General features: G+C 52.7%; 15 protein-coding genes. 10 read left to right on the forward strand and 5 right to left on the reverse strand.

Features of this window, described 5'->3' with window-relative positions; translation table 11 throughout:
* Positions 1 to 59 precede the first annotated feature (59 nt).
* The 3 genes from clpP to bolA form a co-directional block, all read right to left on the reverse strand.
* Complete coding sequence (gene clpP / locus ACZ3HG_RS14290; protein ID WP_062747746.1) at positions 60 to 683, reverse strand: ATP-dependent Clp endopeptidase proteolytic subunit ClpP; 624 nt, start codon at positions 681 to 683, stop codon at positions 60 to 62.
* Positions 684 to 1,013: 330 nt separating this feature from the next.
* Positions 1,014 to 2,318 (reverse strand): trigger factor, encoded by a 1,305-nt coding sequence (gene tig, locus ACZ3HG_RS14295; RefSeq protein ID WP_191935181.1) that lies wholly within the window; start codon positions 2,316 to 2,318, stop codon positions 1,014 to 1,016.
* A 325-nt stretch (positions 2,319 to 2,643) separates the two neighbouring features.
* The gene (gene bolA / locus ACZ3HG_RS14300) at positions 2,644 to 2,958 is read right to left on the reverse strand and encodes a transcriptional regulator BolA (RefSeq protein ID WP_191935180.1); all 315 of its coding nucleotides are present in this window, start codon (positions 2,956 to 2,958) and stop codon (positions 2,644 to 2,646) included.
* Between the two features lie 288 nt (positions 2,959 to 3,246).
* Here bolA and ACZ3HG_RS14305 point away from each other — a divergent pair, with 288 nt between their 5' ends.
* The 8 genes from ACZ3HG_RS14305 to ACZ3HG_RS14340 all read left to right on the forward strand — a co-directional run bounded on the left by ACZ3HG_RS14305 (position 3,247) and on the right by ACZ3HG_RS14340 (position 12,150).
* A complete protein-coding gene (locus ACZ3HG_RS14305; protein WP_191935179.1) occupies positions 3,247 to 3,825 on the forward strand; it encodes a lipoprotein in 579 nt (192 codons plus the stop codon).
* A 43-nt stretch (positions 3,826 to 3,868) separates the two neighbouring features.
* Positions 3,869 to 5,353: a muropeptide MFS transporter AmpG gene (gene ampG / locus ACZ3HG_RS14310; protein WP_465333123.1), complete on the forward strand. Its 1,485-nt coding sequence runs from the start codon at positions 3,869 to 3,871 to the stop codon at positions 5,351 to 5,353.
* A 526-nt stretch (positions 5,354 to 5,879) separates the two neighbouring features.
* Entirely contained in the window at positions 5,880 to 6,818 is a 939-nt protein-coding gene (cyoA, locus tag ACZ3HG_RS14315) for a cytochrome o ubiquinol oxidase subunit II (protein WP_191935177.1), read from the forward strand.
* A 4-nt stretch (positions 6,819 to 6,822) separates the two neighbouring features.
* Positions 6,823 to 8,814 (forward strand): cytochrome o ubiquinol oxidase subunit I, encoded by a 1,992-nt coding sequence (gene cyoB, locus ACZ3HG_RS14320; protein WP_062747758.1) that lies wholly within the window; start codon positions 6,823 to 6,825, stop codon positions 8,812 to 8,814.
* Positions 8,804 to 9,421, forward strand: a complete 618-nt coding sequence (locus ACZ3HG_RS14325; RefSeq protein WP_118664537.1) for a cytochrome o ubiquinol oxidase subunit III — start codon at positions 8,804 to 8,806, stop codon at positions 9,419 to 9,421. Before cyoB ends, ACZ3HG_RS14325 begins: the two co-directional genes overlap by 11 nt.
* The gene (locus tag ACZ3HG_RS14330; protein WP_191935176.1) at positions 9,421 to 9,750 is read left to right on the forward strand and encodes a cytochrome o ubiquinol oxidase subunit IV; all 330 of its coding nucleotides are present in this window, start codon (positions 9,421 to 9,423) and stop codon (positions 9,748 to 9,750) included. The genes ACZ3HG_RS14325 and ACZ3HG_RS14330 overlap by 1 nt, the downstream gene beginning before the upstream one ends.
* 13 nt (positions 9,751 to 9,763) lie before the next feature.
* On the forward strand, positions 9,764 to 10,651 hold the full coding sequence (gene cyoE, locus ACZ3HG_RS14335; RefSeq protein WP_062747765.1) for a heme o synthase: 888 nt from the start codon (positions 9,764 to 9,766) through the stop codon (positions 10,649 to 10,651).
* Between the two features lie 131 nt (positions 10,652 to 10,782).
* A complete protein-coding gene (locus ACZ3HG_RS14340) occupies positions 10,783 to 12,150 on the forward strand; it encodes an MFS transporter (protein ID WP_465333127.1) in 1,368 nt (455 codons plus the stop codon).
* A 108-nt stretch (positions 12,151 to 12,258) separates the two neighbouring features.
* On the opposite strand, the gene ACZ3HG_RS14345 is transcribed toward ACZ3HG_RS14340, so the two are convergent.
* Positions 12,259 to 12,750, reverse strand: a complete 492-nt coding sequence (locus ACZ3HG_RS14345; RefSeq protein WP_062747769.1) for a YajQ family cyclic di-GMP-binding protein — start codon at positions 12,748 to 12,750, stop codon at positions 12,259 to 12,261.
* 127 nt (positions 12,751 to 12,877) lie between these two features.
* Between ACZ3HG_RS14345 and panE the strand changes: the two genes are divergently transcribed.
* Both panE and yajL read left to right on the forward strand, forming a co-directional pair.
* Positions 12,878 to 13,798, forward strand: coding sequence for a 2-dehydropantoate 2-reductase (panE, locus tag ACZ3HG_RS14350; RefSeq protein ID WP_191935173.1), 921 nt, complete (start codon positions 12,878 to 12,880; stop codon positions 13,796 to 13,798).
* A complete protein-coding gene (gene yajL / locus ACZ3HG_RS14355) occupies positions 13,752 to 14,348 on the forward strand; it encodes a protein deglycase YajL (RefSeq protein ID WP_191935172.1) in 597 nt (198 codons plus the stop codon). The genes panE and yajL overlap by 47 nt, the downstream gene beginning before the upstream one ends.
* Before the next feature lie 152 nt (positions 14,349 to 14,500).
* Here yajL and thiI read toward each other — a convergent pair whose 3' ends face one another.
* Positions 14,501 to 15,949, reverse strand: coding sequence for a tRNA uracil 4-sulfurtransferase ThiI (gene thiI / locus ACZ3HG_RS14360; RefSeq protein ID WP_191935171.1), 1,449 nt, complete (start codon positions 15,947 to 15,949; stop codon positions 14,501 to 14,503).
* Positions 15,950 to 16,182 lie beyond the last annotated feature (233 nt).

Raw genomic sequence — 16,182 nt, forward strand, 5'->3', positions numbered from 1 at the left:
CGCAGGCCGCCACCAGAGCTATCTGCGGAGGCAGCGGCAGCGTGTCACAACATGTTTAATCAGTTACGCTGGGACAGCACGGAATCCACTAAACCGTACTCTACAGACTCGCTGGCCGACAGGAAACGGTCGCGATTAGTATCACGTTCGATAGTCTCGATCGTCTGTCCGGTATGTTTCGCCATCAGCTCATTCATCATATGCTTAGTTTTGATGATTTCGCGGGCATGAATATCAATATCTGACGCCTGACCCTGGAACCCGCCCAACGGCTGGTGGATCATCACGCGTGAATTTGGCAGACAGTAACGCTTGCCCTTCGCCCCTGCGGTCAGCAGGAAAGCGCCCATCGAACAGGCCTGGCCCATACAGATGGTGCTGACATCAGGCTTAATGAACTGCATGGTGTCGTAAATTGACATCCCGGCAGTGATGACGCCACCAGGAGAGTTAATGTACAGGTGGATATCCTTCTCAGGATTCTCCGCTTCCAGAAACAGCATCTGCGCGACGATCAGGTTGGCCATATGGTCTTCGACCTGGCCGGTCAGAAAAATAATGCGCTCTTTCAGCAGGCGCGAGTAGATGTCGTAAGAACGCTCTCCGCGAGAGGTTTGTTCGACCACCATTGGCACCAGAGCCATATGAGGTGCAGTTTGTTCACGTTCGCCGCTGTATGACATTATCGTCTCCTGGATAAATTTCATTTGGCAACACTCTACAGTGATTCTACTTGAGAGCGATCAGGAACACTATGATTCCAGGCCTTACACCCGATGCCGTCCGGACAGTTATCGGGCCTGATGACTTCGTTGTACCAATTTGGGGATGATCCCCCGCTGTTTCAAGCATAACAACGTTTTTATCAACTGCTAACCAGGAAAAGTAGCTTAGTCGATAATTTGCGGATTAAATGCGCAAATAACCCGTAAAAGCAGCGGTACCTTGAGCCATAAACGACAAAAGCCCGCTGCCGGAGGCAGCGGGCTTGGCGTCAACCAGAGGATTCAGAATCAGGCCGTAGCGGTCTGGTTCATCAGTTCCTGGAAGTTTGTCGCTTTTTCAGTCACTTTTGCTTTTTCCAGCACGGCTTCAACAGCCTGCTCTTCCAGAGCAACGTTACGCATGTTGTTCATCAGCTCGTTGTTCTTGCTGTAGAACTCGATCACTTCTGATGGATCTTCATAAGCAGAAGCCATCTCTTCGATCAGCGCTTTAACACGGTCTTCGTCGGCTTTCAGTTCGTGGGTACGAATCACTTCGCCCAGCAGCAGTCCAACCACTACGCGGCGTTTAGCCTGCTCTTCGAACAGTTCACGAGGCAGCTCAAGAGCCTGCTTCTCGTTGCCACCAAAACGCTGTGCAGCCTGACGCTTAAGCACGTCAATTTCACTGTCAACCAGTGCCGCTGGCACATCGATATCATTGGCTTTCACCAGACCGTCGATAGCCTGCGTCTTCACGCGGTTACGCACAGCGCCTTTCAGTTCACGCTGCATGTTTTTACGTACTTCCGCACGCAGACCCGCAATGGAGCCATCTTCAACGCCGAAACGCTTGATGAACTCTTCGGTGAATTCTGGCAGCTCACGCTCTTCCACTTTTTTCAGTACGATTTCAAACTTCGCTGCTTTACCTTTCAGGTTCTCAGCATGGTAATCGTCCGGGAAGTTAACGTCGATGGTGAAGGTTTCGCCGGCTTTATGGCCCACAACGCCCTCTTCGAAGCCTGGGATCATACGACCCTGACCCATCGCGAGTACGAAGTCAGAGGCTTTACCGCCTTCGAACTCTTCGCCGTCTACAGAGCCGGAGAAGTCGATAGTGGCGCGATCTTCAGCGGTTGCTGCCGCATCGGTTTCTTTCCAGGTGGCCTGCTGCTTGCGCAGGGTGTCCAGCATGGTGTCAACGTCAGCATCCGTCACTTCTACAACAGGTTTTTCTACTTCGATAGCGTCCAGACCCTGCAGCTCAACTTCCGGGTACACTTCGAACTCAACGGTGAAAGTGAAATCTTCACCGTTTTTGTATTCGCCTGGCACGTAGTCAGGTGCGCCAGCCGGATTGATTTTTTCTTTGATGATCGCATCGACAAAGTTGCGCTGCATCAGATCGCCCAGGACGTCCTGGCGAACAGAAGCACCGTAACGCTGTTCAACAACAGTCATCGGTACTTTTCCTTTGCGGAAGCCGTCGATGCGTACTTTTTTAGCTACGCTTGCCAGCTCACTTTTCACCGCTTTTTCGATCACATCTTTATCAACGGTAATCGTTACGCGACGGCCCAGGCCCTGAGTTGTTTCTACTGAAACTTGCATCTTATTACCTCAAAAAATCACGTGCTCGGTCAACTTCAGACATACCCGGCTGCTGTGAGCAGGGTGAATCTAACAACCGGGACGGCTTCTGATGTCAGAACCGCATTCCCTGTTTTACAGAAGCATCCCGAAGACATTCCGGAAAAAATAGACGCAGCATTATAGCGGTAACGTCTTAACGAGTCGAGGCTACACTCTCGCCTGAACCCTGCTACTTTTTACATTTTTGCCAACAAATCGCAAGAATTTGCTCATGAGGGGCTTTTTCAGGCTGCGTTAACGAAAAAAAACGGCCAAATGGCCGTTTATCGTATTTTATGCCGATTTATGCCAGCGTGCCGGCACCGCGACAGTTGGGTGAGGCCGGGACGGTATCCTGTAAACCCTCCCACTCTTTCAAGGTATAACTGTGCAGTGCCAGCGCATGGACGCTACCGGCCAGCTCATCCGCCAGCACACCGTAAATTGCCCGGTGGCGGGTCAGAAAACGCTGATCCACAAAGCTGTCACTGACAATCACCACTTTGAAATGACTCTCAGCCCCTGCGGGTACATTATGGCGATAGCTTTCGTCATGCACCTCCAGATGCATCGGTGAAAACGCCGTACGTAACTTTTCTTCTATTTGTTCACGGATCATACCTTGACTCCTCTGATGCAGAGAACTGCGCCCCATCTCTTTAAATCGTAGTCGCTTTTTATCTAAAACCGACGCACTTTATTGAATATTTCCTGCGAAGAGTGACGCTACCCCACCCAGTGCGCAACATAACCGCCTTTGTGTGGTCGAATGCCTGAACATCGTGAAGTCAGAAAATTCCGCAACGCGATGAATTTACGCTCGATCGGGGCTTCCCCTGTCGACAGGCAATGATATGATGACCGCAGTTTTGTCAGCAATACAACTCACGTAATCGAGAAAATAAGCATGTTAAAAAAATTATTTTTCCCTCTGCTGGCCGCGTTTATTCTGGCTGGCTGTGCAGGGAGCAGCAATACGCTCGACATTTCTCCAAAAATTCAGCTGCCGCAGCGTGACCCCAGCCTGACGGGCATTACGGTCAGCATCAACGGTGCCGATCAGCGTAGCGACCAGGCTCTGGCGAAGGTTAACCGCGACGGTCAATTGATTACCCTGACCCCCTCACGCGACCTGCGCTTCCTGTTGCAGGAAACGCTGGAGAAGCAGATGACCGCACGCGGCTATATGATCGGACCCAATGGTGCGGTAGACCTGCAGATCGTGGTGAACGGCCTGTACGCTGATGTTACCCAGGGTAACGTACGCTACAGCATCACCACCAAGGCGGATATCTCCATTATCGCCACCGCTAAAAATGGCAGCAAGCAGGTGAAAAACTACCGTCAGACCAGCAGTGTTGAAGGGGCTTTCTCCGCCAGCAATGAGAAAATCACCAATGTGGTCAACAACACCCTGGGTGACGTGATCGCCGATATGGCACAGGACACCAGCGTTAACGAATTTATCAAGCAAAACGCGCGTTAATCCCTCTGGCCCGGCAGGACGCCGGGCCTGATTTAAGGTCCGTATGTCCAATCACTATCTGCATATCTTCACCCGGCGGAACTCTGCCCTTCTTCTGATCCTCGGCTTTGCCTCAGGCCTGCCTCTGGCACTGACCTCTGGTACGCTTCAGGCGTGGATGGCGGTAGAGAATATCGATATTAAAACCATCGGCTTCTTCTCCCTTGTCGGCCAGGCTTATGTCTTTAAGTTCCTCTGGTCTCCCCTGATGGACCGCTACACGCCGCCTTTCCTCGGGCGCAGGCGAGGCTGGTTACTGCTGACGCAATTACTGTTGATCGTCGGTATTGCGCTGATGGGCTTTATGCAGCCTTCGCGCGATCTGACTCTGCTGGCGGCGCTGGCGGTGCTGGTCGCGTTCTGCTCGGCTTCGCAGGATATCGTTTTTGACGCCTGGAAAACCGACGTGCTGGCCGCCAGTGAGCGCGGCAGCGGGGCGGCAATCAGCGTACTGGGCTACCGTCTGGCCATGCTGGTATCCGGCGGACTGGCGCTGTGGCTGGCAGACCGTTTTCTGGGCTGGCAGGCGATCTGGTGGCTGATGGCCGCAATGATGGTTCCGGGCGTTATCGCTACCCTGGTAGCTAAAGAGCCGGAAGCCACTGCCGACCGCCCCCATACGCTGGAAGAGGCGGTAATAGCTCCGCTGAAGGATTTCTTCAATCGTAATAATGCCTGGCTTATTCTCTCGCTGATCGTTCTTTACAAGCTGGGGGATGCGTTTGCCGCCAGCCTGACCACCATTTTCCTGATCCGTGGCGTAGGCTTTGATGCAGGCGATGTCGGACTGGTCAACAAAACCCTGGGGCTGGTAGCCACCATTATCGGTGCGCTGGCGGGAGGCGTGCTGATGCAGCGCCTCAGCCTGTTCCGCGCCCTGATGCTGTTCGGCATTCTGCAGGCCGTTTCCAACCTCGGCTACTGGGTGCTGTCAGTCACGGACAAACATCTTTACAGCATGGCGGCCGCCGTCACCGTGGAGAATCTGTGCGGCGGCATGGGCACCGCCGCCTTTGTGGCGCTGCTGATGACCCTGTGCAACCGATCGTTTTCTGCCACGCAGTTTGCCCTGCTCTCGGCACTCTCTGCGGTAGGCCGCGTTTACGTCGGGCCCGTGGCAGGCTGGTTTGTTGAATCCTGGGGCTGGCCAACCTTTTATGCCTTCTCGGTAGTGGCGGCATTGCCGGGGCTTTTGCTGCTGCTCGGTTGTCGTACTACACTGGAGTATGCACAAAACAACGCCGACTTTATGCCGCGTACCGCCTCCCCTGCAGGTTACAGCTGGGCGCTGCGCGGGGTGATGGCCGGGGCTGTACTGCTGGCCGTCTGGCTGCTGGCGCTGGCGGTTAATGCGCTAGGCTGGATGTCGTTGACCGGTCTGACCGCTCCGCTGTTTGAAGTGGGTATCCTGCTGATGTTAAGTGGCATTATCACCGGAACATTGCTGGATTTCCTGGCGTTACGCCAGGCTCATGCGGGGGTGAAATAAGCGTTTTTTGCTCTGGCGGTTGAGATGTTAAAGAAATTATTTGCATAACAAAGAGTTTACAAAAAGGGTTGTTTTCGCGACATGCGATGCACAACCCGAAGGTAACACATCGGAAAATGCGATAGCTTGACGAAAAATATTAATTTCTCGCTTTATCGTCCGGGCAAAAAAAATTCTTTGCGGTTACAGAGGGCCAGTTTCAGGTATTAAAAACCGGTGCGTAATTAGTTTTGGTTAATTAATATCGCGCAATTGATAAGGATTTGTTAAATAAATGGTGCATTAAATGGCTGGTTATAGCAGATACAATTTTTGTACGGTTTTTTCTATCGGTTTTTGTTATATTGACGCCAACCCTTTGCCAGCATTCATATTTTGTCACGTACGGCAACATATGTGACAGCGTTTGCAAAAGGTGTCAACACCCCGCTGACACAACCTGTTGCAGGTTTACAGTACTGAAACCTTCCCGTAAAATGCCGCCACACTTAAACGACAATAGAGCCCTTGTCATTGAGGTCGTTAAATGAGACTCATGAAATACAATAAAAGTTTGGGGATTTTGTCATTAATCACAAGCATGATTTTGTTAAGTGGTTGTGATAGTGCGTTATTAAATCCCAAAGGACAGATTGCAATGGAGCAACGTTCGCTGATTCTGACGGCCTTTGGCCTGATGATGATCGTCGTGATCCCCGCAGTCTTGATGGCCGTGGTGTTCGCCTGGAAATATCGGGCATCGAACACCAATGCGAAATACAGCCCAAACTGGTCACACTCGAACAAAGTGGAAGCCGTGGTCTGGACTGTGCCAATCTTGATCATTGTCTTCCTTGGCATTCTGACGTGGAAATCAACCCACGCGCTGGAACCAAGTAAGCCATTGGCATCTGATTTGAAACCCGTCGTGATCGAAGTTGTCTCGCTTGACTGGAAATGGATGTTTATTTACCCGGAACAGGGTATTGCTACCGTGAACCAGATTGCTTTCCCGGTTAACCGCCCGGTGAGCTTCAAGATTACTTCGAACACCGTAATGAACTCCTTCTTCATTCCTACCCTCGGTAGCCAGATTTACGCTATGGCGGGGATGCAAACTAAACTGCATCTGATTGCGAATGAAGCCGGTACCTTTGACGGTATGTCCTCGAACTTCAGTGGTCGTGGTTTCTCTGGTATGAAGTTTAAAGCGATTGCTACTCCTGACGAAGCCAGCTTCGAACAGTGGGTCGCCAAAGCGAAACAATCTCCAGACACCCTCATGACAATGGATGATTTTAATAAGCTGGCTGCGCCTAGCGAAAATCACCCGGTGGAATTCTTCTCAAGTGTGAAACCTGGACTGTTTAAAGACATCATTGGTCAGTTCCAGATGAACCACGGCGGAAGCATGGACATGTCTCATGGCGAAGGCCATGAAGGCATGGATATGAGCAATGCCGCTCACGCGGGAGCCGAGGAATAATACGATGCTTGGAAAATTAACACTGGATGCAGTGCCGTACCATGAGCCGATTATCATGGTCACCGTTGCCGCCATTATTCTTGGTGGCCTGGCGCTTGTCGCCGCGCTGACTTACTTCGGTAAGTGGAAATATCTGTGGACCGAGTGGCTGACCTCCGTTGACCATAAAAAACTCGGTATCATGTACATCATCATGGCCTTCGTCATGCTGCTACGCGGCTTTGCCGATGCCGTGATGATGCGTACCCAGCAGGTGCTTGCCTCGGCAGGCGAAGCGGGCATTCTGCCACCGCACCACTACGACCAGATCTTCACGGCTCACGGCGTGATCATGATCTTCTTCGTAGCGATGCCGTTTGTTGTTGGTCTGATGAACATTGCTGTTCCTTTACAGATCGGCGCACGCGATGTGGCCTACCCGTTCCTGAACAACCTGAGCTTCTGGTTCACGGCTGTCGGTGTGGTTCTGGTTAACCTGTCACTGGGTGTGGGCGAATTCGCACAGACCGGCTGGCTGGCATACCCACCATTATCGGGGGCGGAATACAGTCCGGGAGTCGGCGTTGACTACTGGATATGGAGTCTACAGCTCTCCGGTATCGGGACGACCCTGACAGGTATCAACTTCTTCGTGACCATTATGAAGATGCGTGCGCCTGGTATGACCATGTTCAAAATGCCTGTCTTTACCTGGGCATCACTGTGCACCAACGTACTGATCATCGCTGCGTTCCCGGTTCTGACCGTGACCCTGGCGCTGCTGACCCTTGACCGTTATCTTGGCTTCCATTTCTTCACCAATGATATGGGCGGCAACATGATGATGTACGTCAACCTGATTTGGGTTTGGGGTCATCCGGAAGTGTACATCCTGGTTCTGCCGGTGTTCGGTGTGTTCTCGGAAGTGGTTGCGACCTTCTCGAAAAAACGTCTGTTTGGCTATACCTCACTGGTGTGGGCAACGGTGGTCATCACCATCCTGTCCTTCATCGTATGGCTGCACCACTTCTTCACCATGGGTGCGGGTGCAAACGTTAACGCCTTCTTCGGTATTATGACGATGATCATCGCCATCCCGACCGGTGTTAAAATCTTTAACTGGCTGTTCACCATGTACCAGGGTCGCATTGAAATGCACTCCTGTATGCTATGGACCGTGGGCTTCCTGGTCACCTTCTCTGTAGGTGGTATGACCGGGGTGCTGCTGGCCGTGCCAGGTGCTGACTTCGTGCTGCACAACAGCCTGTTCCTGATCGCTCACTTCCATAACGTTATTATCGGTGGTGTGGTGTTCGGTTGCTTCGCTGGCGTGACTTACTGGTTCCCGAAAGCGTTCGGCTTCAAGCTGAATGAAACCTGGGGTATCCGCGCGTTCTGGTTCTGGATCATTGGCTTCTTCGTTGCCTTTATGCCGCTGTACGTGCTGGGCTTCATGGGTATGACCCGTCGTATCAGCCAGGACATCGATCCTCAGTTCCACCCAATGCTGGTTGTTGCCGCATGTGGTGCAGGTCTGATCGCTTGTGGTGTTATTTGCCAGATTACTCAGTTCTATGTTTCGGTCCGCGACCGTGAGCAACTGCGTGATGTGACCGGTGACCCATGGGGCGGCCGTACTCTGGAGTGGGCAACCTCTTCTCCACCACCGTTCTATAACTTTGCTGTTGTTCCTGAAATCCATGAGCGCGATGCGTTCTGGGAAATGAAGGAAAAAGGCGAAGCCTATAAGCAGCCGGCTCACTATGAAGAAATTCATATGCCGAAGAACAGCGGTGCGGGTGTTGTAATTGGTTTCTTCAGCGTGGTCTTTGGTTTTGCAGCAATCTGGCATATCTGGTGGCTGGTAGGCCTGTCATTCCTGGCCATTATCGTGTCCTGGATCGTCAAGAGCTTTGACGAAGACGTGGATTACTACGTCCCTGTTGCTGAGATTCAAAAAATCGAGAATCAGCACTTTGACGAAATTAGCAAAGCAGGTCTGAAAAATGTCGACTGAAACTGTGACTAAACACCACGACGCCCATGCGGAGCATGGGCATCACCATGATGCAGGAGCCAATAAAGTCTTTGGCTTCTGGATCTACCTGATGAGTGACTGCATCATCTTCGCCACGCTGTTTGCGACGTATGGTGTGATGGTTAACAACACCGCGGGCGGCCCGGCAGGCAAAGACATCTTTGAACTGCCGTTCGTCCTGGTGGAAACCGCCCTGCTTCTGTTGAGCTCCATTACCTATGGTATGGCGGTGATCAACATGAACAACAAGCAGAAAGGTGCCGTCATTGGCTGGTTAGCGATGACCTTCCTGTTTGGTGTGGGCTTCATCGGGATGGAAATCTATGAATTCCATCACCTGATTAAAGAAGGCTTCGGTCCTGACCGCAGTGGCTTCCTCTCTGCGTTCTTCACGCTGGTGGGAACTCACGGTCTGCACGTGACCTCAGGTCTGATCTGGATGGCGGTACTGATGTATCAGGTCGCTTCACGCGGTCTGACGGACACCAACCGCACCCGTATCATGTGTCTGAGCCTGTTCTGGCACTTCCTGGACGTGGTGTGGATCTGCGTATTCACCATTGTTTACCTGATGGGGGTTATGTAATGAGCCATTCAGCAACTGAACATGGCGCTTCTCACGGTAGCGTGAAGTCTTATATGATCGGCTTTATCCTGTCGATCATTCTGACAGGTATCCCATTCTGGATGGTCATGGACGGCAGCGCTTCTAAAGCGACCATCCTCGCGGTTGTTCTGGTGTGTGCAGTCGTCCAGGTGCTCGTTCACCTGGTGTACTTCCTGCATCTGGACAGCAAGTCTGAGGGCGGCTGGAACCTGATTGCTATCGTGTTTGCAGCACTTATCATCCTGATTGTTGTTGTTGGCTCGCTATGGATTATGTGGAACCTCAACTACAACATGATGAGCCACTAACAGAGCTACTGTGATGATTAAGCAATACCTGCAAGTAACAAAACCAGGAATTATTTTCGGGAATTTAATTTCTGTCATCGGGGGATTCCTGCTGGCTTCTAAAGGCAGCATTGATTATTCCCTGTTTCTCTTCACCTTAGTCGGCGTCTCGCTGGTGGTTGCGTCAGGTTGTGTTTATAACAACTTTATCGACCGTGATATCGACAAAAAAATGGAGAGAACCAAGAATCGGGTGCTGGTTAAAGGCCTCATCTCTCCGAAATTAAGCCTGGTTTATGCAACCGTGTTAGGTATTGCTGGCTTCGCAATGCTGTATTTCGGAGCAAATCCGCTGGCCATGTGGCTGGCGGTGATGGGTTTTGTGGTTTATGTCGGCGTTTACAGCCTGTACATGAAGCGCAACTCCGTATACGGCACTCTGATTGGCAGCCTTTCCGGTGCTGCACCGCCAGTGATTGGCTACTGTGCTGTGACTAACCAGTTTGATGCCGGTGCATTGATCCTGCTGGCGATCTTTAGCCTGTGGCAGATGCCGCACTCCTATGCGATTGCGATCTTCCGCTTTAAAGATTACCAGGCAGCCAATATTCCGGTTCTGCCGGTAGTGAAAGGCATTTCGGTGGCCAAAAACCATATCACGCTGTATATCATCGCGTTTATGGTTGCCACGCTGATGCTGACGCTGGTGGGCTACGCCGGGTATAAATACCTGGTTGTTGCTGCAGCGGTCAGTGTCTGGTGGCTGGGAATGGCACTGTCAGGTTACAAAACTCAGAACGATCGCGTCTGGGCCCGTAAGCTGTTTGTGTTTTCGATTGTCGCCATCACCGCATTAAGCGTGATGATGTCGGTCGACTTTATGACCCCTGCCTCGAAAGACTTTCTGACTTACGTCAGCTAACAGTCCGTACACATCACACTGAGGGCGCGATTATCGCGCCCTTTCTTTTTGTTACCACTAACTAAAAAGTAATGTTTTACCCGCCCTCCCCTCACACATAAACTATGTGCATTCGACAGACTGAGGTAGTAATGAACGATAATAAAATGACTCCGGTCGAGCTGCGTGCGACCTGGGGTTTGGGGACGGTTTTTTCCCTGCGTATGCTGGGAATGTTTATGGTGTTACCGGTCCTGACCACTTATGGCATGGCACTGCAGGGAGCAAGTGAAGCATTAATTGGATTCGCCATTGGCATCTACGGCTTAGCGCAGGCCGTATTCCAGATCCCCTTCGGACTTCTTTCCGACCGTATAGGCCGTAAGCCGCTGATCGTCGGTGGCTTACTGATCTTTGTATTGGGTAGCGTGATTGCTGCCATGACCACTTCGATCTGGGGCGTTATCCTTGGACGCGCCCTGCAGGGTTCAGGGGCGATTGCGGCAGCGGTAATGGCCCTGCTGTCTGACCTGACGCGTGAACAGAACCGGACCAAAGCGATGGCGTTTATCGGTATCAGCTTCGGCGTCACCTTTGCGATTGCCATGGTGCTGGGCCCGGTGATCACCCACGCTTTCGGCCTGCACGCGCTGTTCTGGATGATTGCGCTACTGGCCTGCGGCGGCATCGTGATCACCCTGCTGGTGGTGCCGTCGGCCTCAAGTCACGTGCTGAATCGCGAATCTGGCATTGTGAAAGGCAGCATTCGTGATGTCCTCGCTAACGCCCGGCTGGTCAAGCTGAATATCGGTATTCTCTGCCTGCATATTTTGCTGATGTCGAGCTTTGTCGCCCTGCCGGGACAGTTTGAGCAGGCGGGTCTGCCCGCTGCCGAGCACTGGAAGGTGTATCTGTTTACCATGCTGATCGCCTTCGCCAGCGTATTGCCATTTATTATTTACGCTGAAGTGAAGCGCCGCATGAAGCGCGTGTTTGTTGGCTGCGTGGCGCTGATGCTGGTGGCGGAAGTGGTACTGTGGGGCGCAGGGAATCACTTCTGGACGCTGGTCGTTGGCGTGCAGCTCTTCTTCATCGGCTTTAATCTGATGGAGGCGATTTTGCCCTCACTGGTCAGCAAAGAGTCACCGCCAGGCTACAGAGGAACAGCCATGGGGCTTTACTCTACCAGCCAGTTTATCGGTGTGGCGATTGGTGGCAGCATGGGCGGCTGGATTTATGGTCACGTTGATGCGCAGACGGTATTTTTGATCGGTGCGTTCATTGCAGCCGCCTGGCTGATGGTCAGTCTGACGATGCAGGAGCCGCCTTACGTCAGCAGCCTGCGTATCACGCTTGAACAGAATAATGAAGATAAAGAACAGCTGGAGCAGCGTCTGAAAGCGCAACCGGGAGTCGCGGCGGTGTTTATCGTGCCTGAAGAGCGCAGCGCTTATGTCAAAATTGACAGTAAAATCACCAGCCGCGCCGACATAGAGAAACTGATCGCCGCAGGGGTATAAGTGCCGCAGGCGGACCATAACAGATGGTCCGCCTCTTAATACCGCCATGGCCGACGCGACTTCTCAAACAGCAGCCGGGTCAGCCTTTCTTACGATCGGACTGAATGCCTAATCGCGGAAGTTTTTGAACTGGAACGGCTGCCCCAGATCTGCTTTCCGTACCAGCGCCATCGCGCTCTGTAAGTCATCGCGCGACTTGCCAGTTACCCGCAGTTCATCGCCCTGAATCTGGGTCTGGACCTTGATTTTGCTGTCTTTAATCTGCTTAACCAGCTTTTTAGCGATGTCGGACTCAATGCCTTTTTTCATCTTCGCTTCGACACTCCAGCTTTTACCGCTGTGTTCAATCTGCTCTGGTACGTCCAGCGCTGCCCCTTCAATGCCACGCTTCAGCAGTTTTTCACGCAGGATGTCCACCAGCTGTTTCACCTGGAAGTCAGACTCGCTTAATACTTTGATGGATTCATTTTTTTCGTTCAGCTCAAAGCTGGCTTCTACACCGCGAAAATCGAAGCGGGTGGCAATCTCACGGTTAGCAATATCTACCGCGTTACGCACTTCCTGCATATCAATTTCAGAAACGATATCGAAAGATGGCATGATCTATTCTCCTGATACTAAAGTGACAGGCATAATACCTTCTTGCCGCAGGTAAATAAAACCACTGGCGCTGAAAGCTATAATAATGAGCAGGACGGTTAACTCAACCCGCGTGCGGGGAGGAATAATGAAAATTACCGTACTTGGATGCGGAGCGTTGGGGCAAATCTGGTTAGCGGCTTTGGAACAACAGGGACATGAAGTGCAGGGATGGCTGCGGGTGCCGCAACCCTATTGCTCGGTGAATGTGATCGGCCTGAATGGTCTGACGCTTAATAAAACCTTTATTGCTAACGATCCAACGTTTCTGGCTGAATGTGAGCTGCTGATTGTCACGCTGAAAGCGTGGCAAGTGTCTGAAGCCGTGAGAAATCTCCGGTCTGTACTGCCTGCCTACTGCCCGGTGCTGCTGCTGCACAATGGCATGGGGACGCTGGATGAGCTGAAGGGCCTGACCCAGCCCCTGCTAAAAGGGGTGACCACGCATGCTGCCCGTCGCGACGGCACGGTCATTGTCCATGTCGCCTCCGGGATCACCCATATTGGCCCGGCACTCCCTGCGGGTGTGGAGATGAGTGAACTGGCAGAGATGCTGCACCGCGCTCTGCCGGACGTGGCATGGCACAATAATGTGGCTTCTGCCGCATGGCAGAAGCTGGCGGTCAACTGTGTGATCAACCCCCTGAGCGTGTTTTACGACTGTACGAACGGTGAACTGGCAGAACATCGCCAGGAGATCGAAGCGCTGAGCAACGAGGTTGCCAGCGTCATGGAGCGTGAAGGCCAGCACACATCACGAGAGTGGCTGATTGATTACGTGCTGGAAGTGATCCGCAGTACGGCAGGCAATACCTCATCGATGCTGCAGGATATTCGCGCAAAGCGCCGCACCGAGATTGATTACATCAACGGCTACGTCATCCGCCGTGCGCGGGCTCAGGGGCTGACAACGCCGGAAAACAGCCGCCTCTACGAATTTATTAAACGAAAGGAACAAGATTATGACCGCGAAACCATCGGTTCTGGTTTGCCTGGCACCTGGGAGTGAAGAGACTGAAGCTGTCACCACCATCGACTTACTGGTGCGCGCCGGGCTGAGGGTGGTCACCGCCAGCGTGGCGGATGATGGCAACTGCGAAATAGTCTGTTCCCGGGGCGTCCGGCTGCTGGCCGATGCTCCGCTGGTGGAAGTTGCCGATGATGATTACGCCGCCATTGTGCTTCCCGGCGGATTAAAAGGCGCAGAGTGCTTTCGCGACAGTCCGCTACTGGTAGAAACGGTGCGCCAGTTTAACCAGTCAGGACGCATTGTCGCGGCAATCTGTGCCGCCGCGGGAACGGTGCTGATCCCACACGATCTCTTTCCCGTCGGCAATATGACCGGCTATCCCGGTCTGAAAGAGACTATTCCTGAAGAGAAATGGATGGATCGTCGCGTGGTGTGGGACCGTCGCGTCAATCTGCTGACCAGCCAGGGGCCGGGCACTGCGATTGATTTCGCCCTGAAGCTGATTGATTTAGTGGCAGGAAAAGAGAAAGCGCGCGAGGTGGCAGAGCAGATGGTTCTGGCTGCCGGGATTTACGACTACCGCGATTAATACAATGGCAGTTTGCGGCCGTGCGCACCAGACAGCGGCGGCGCAGCCCATTCGCGCCCGGTCAGTGTACAGCCACCACAGCGTATCTCATTACGTGAGGATGGCGAACACTGTCAGGGCACGAATGGCCAGTAAGCCAGCATAAAACTGACTTAAGGGCGATACACTTTAACGTTTTTGAAGCCCTGCTCGTGCAGGTATAGCGCCTGCAAACGGCTCATGACGCCGCGTTCACAGTACAACAGCCAGGTCTTCTGCTGATCGAGATCGCCAAACTGGGTACCCAGCTTGTAGAAGGGCAGCGGTTTCACTTCCACCCCCGTCAGCATCAGCGGACGAGCATCCTGCTCGTCACTGGAGCGGATATCGAGGATCACATCGTTTTCAGCGAACGAATCCACGGTTTCCACTTCTACCACTTCTTCTTCGGTCTTTTCTGCGATTTCACGGATGTCGACGTTCGTCGCTTCATCGACCATGCGATCGAGAATGCTGAAGTCGAAGTGCTGCTCTTCCGCTTCGATTTTCTCTTTAACGGCTTTCACCGTCGGGCTTTTCGAGATCACCCCGCAGTATTCCGGCATGGTACGGGCAAAATCTTCCGTCCCGATCTCACGGGCAACTTTGATGATGTGCTCTTTATCGTGAGAGATCAGCGGGCGCAGGATCAGCGTATCGCTGGCGTTGTCGATCAGGCGCAGGTTCGTCAGCGTCTGGCTGGATACCTGTCCCAGTGCTTCACCGGTCACCAGTGCCTGTACGCCATAGCGCTCGGCCACTTTCGATGCCGCCCGCACCATCATGCGCTTCAGCACCACGCCCATCTGGCCGTCGTCCACTTTTTCGAGGATCTCCCCCACCACCGGCTCAAAGTTAATCGCGACAAAGCGCACGCGGTGCGAACTGCCGTAACGCTTCCACAGATAGTGAGCCACCTGACGGACGCCGATCTCATGGGCGGCACCGCCGAGGTTAAAGAAGCAGTAATGCACGCGGCAGCCGCGGCGCATCAGCATATAGCTGGAAACGCCCGAGTCGAAGCCGCCTGAGATCAGCGACAGCACATCTTCCTGGGTACCAATCGGATAGCCACCAATGCCTTCATAGCGCGCGGTGACCAGAATCAGGCGCTCATCTTCGATTTCAAGATTGACGGTCACTTCAGGACGATTAAGCTGAACCTGTGCCGTGGCAACATGCTGGTTAAGCCCGCCACCGACGTAGCGTTCTACATCCTGTGAACTGAACGCGTGCTTACCACGACGCTTCACGCGCACGCAGAAGGTTTTACCCTCAATGCGCTCGCGGTTCATTTCCAGAACCTGCTCAAAGATATGATGCACATCGGTATATGAACGGTCTTCTACCGCCAGCACATGGTGAATACCCGGGATTCGCGTCAGTTCAGCCACGATGGCTTCACGCTGATTTTCGTCTTTGGCGCGCACTTCGATATTGTCCCAGTGGCGCACAACGGCGAGGGTTTCATCGAAAGGTTTGAGAACGTTGCGGATATTACCGGTCAGGATTTTGATAAAACGCAGGCGTACTGACTGACTTTTAATCGTAATTTCAGGGAATAACTTAATGATAAACTTCATAGCGGCATGTATTCGTCAGGTAATTAAGTGCTGAACAGCATGGCACTTAACTGATAAAATCAGAGTCTTGCAAATTGGCTTACGCCCTTTGCATCCAGGCGCAGTAGTATATCATCTTTGTACAGTGGCTGCTTCTTCATCTGCCGCCCTGATTACCCACCCCCGCCGCGTGAAAAATGCAGGGATATTTTGCTAATCATGGGTCATCAGCTACCATGAGCGTTTACTGATGA

The organism is Erwinia sp. PME.40.26/001 (genome assembly GCF_055556675.1).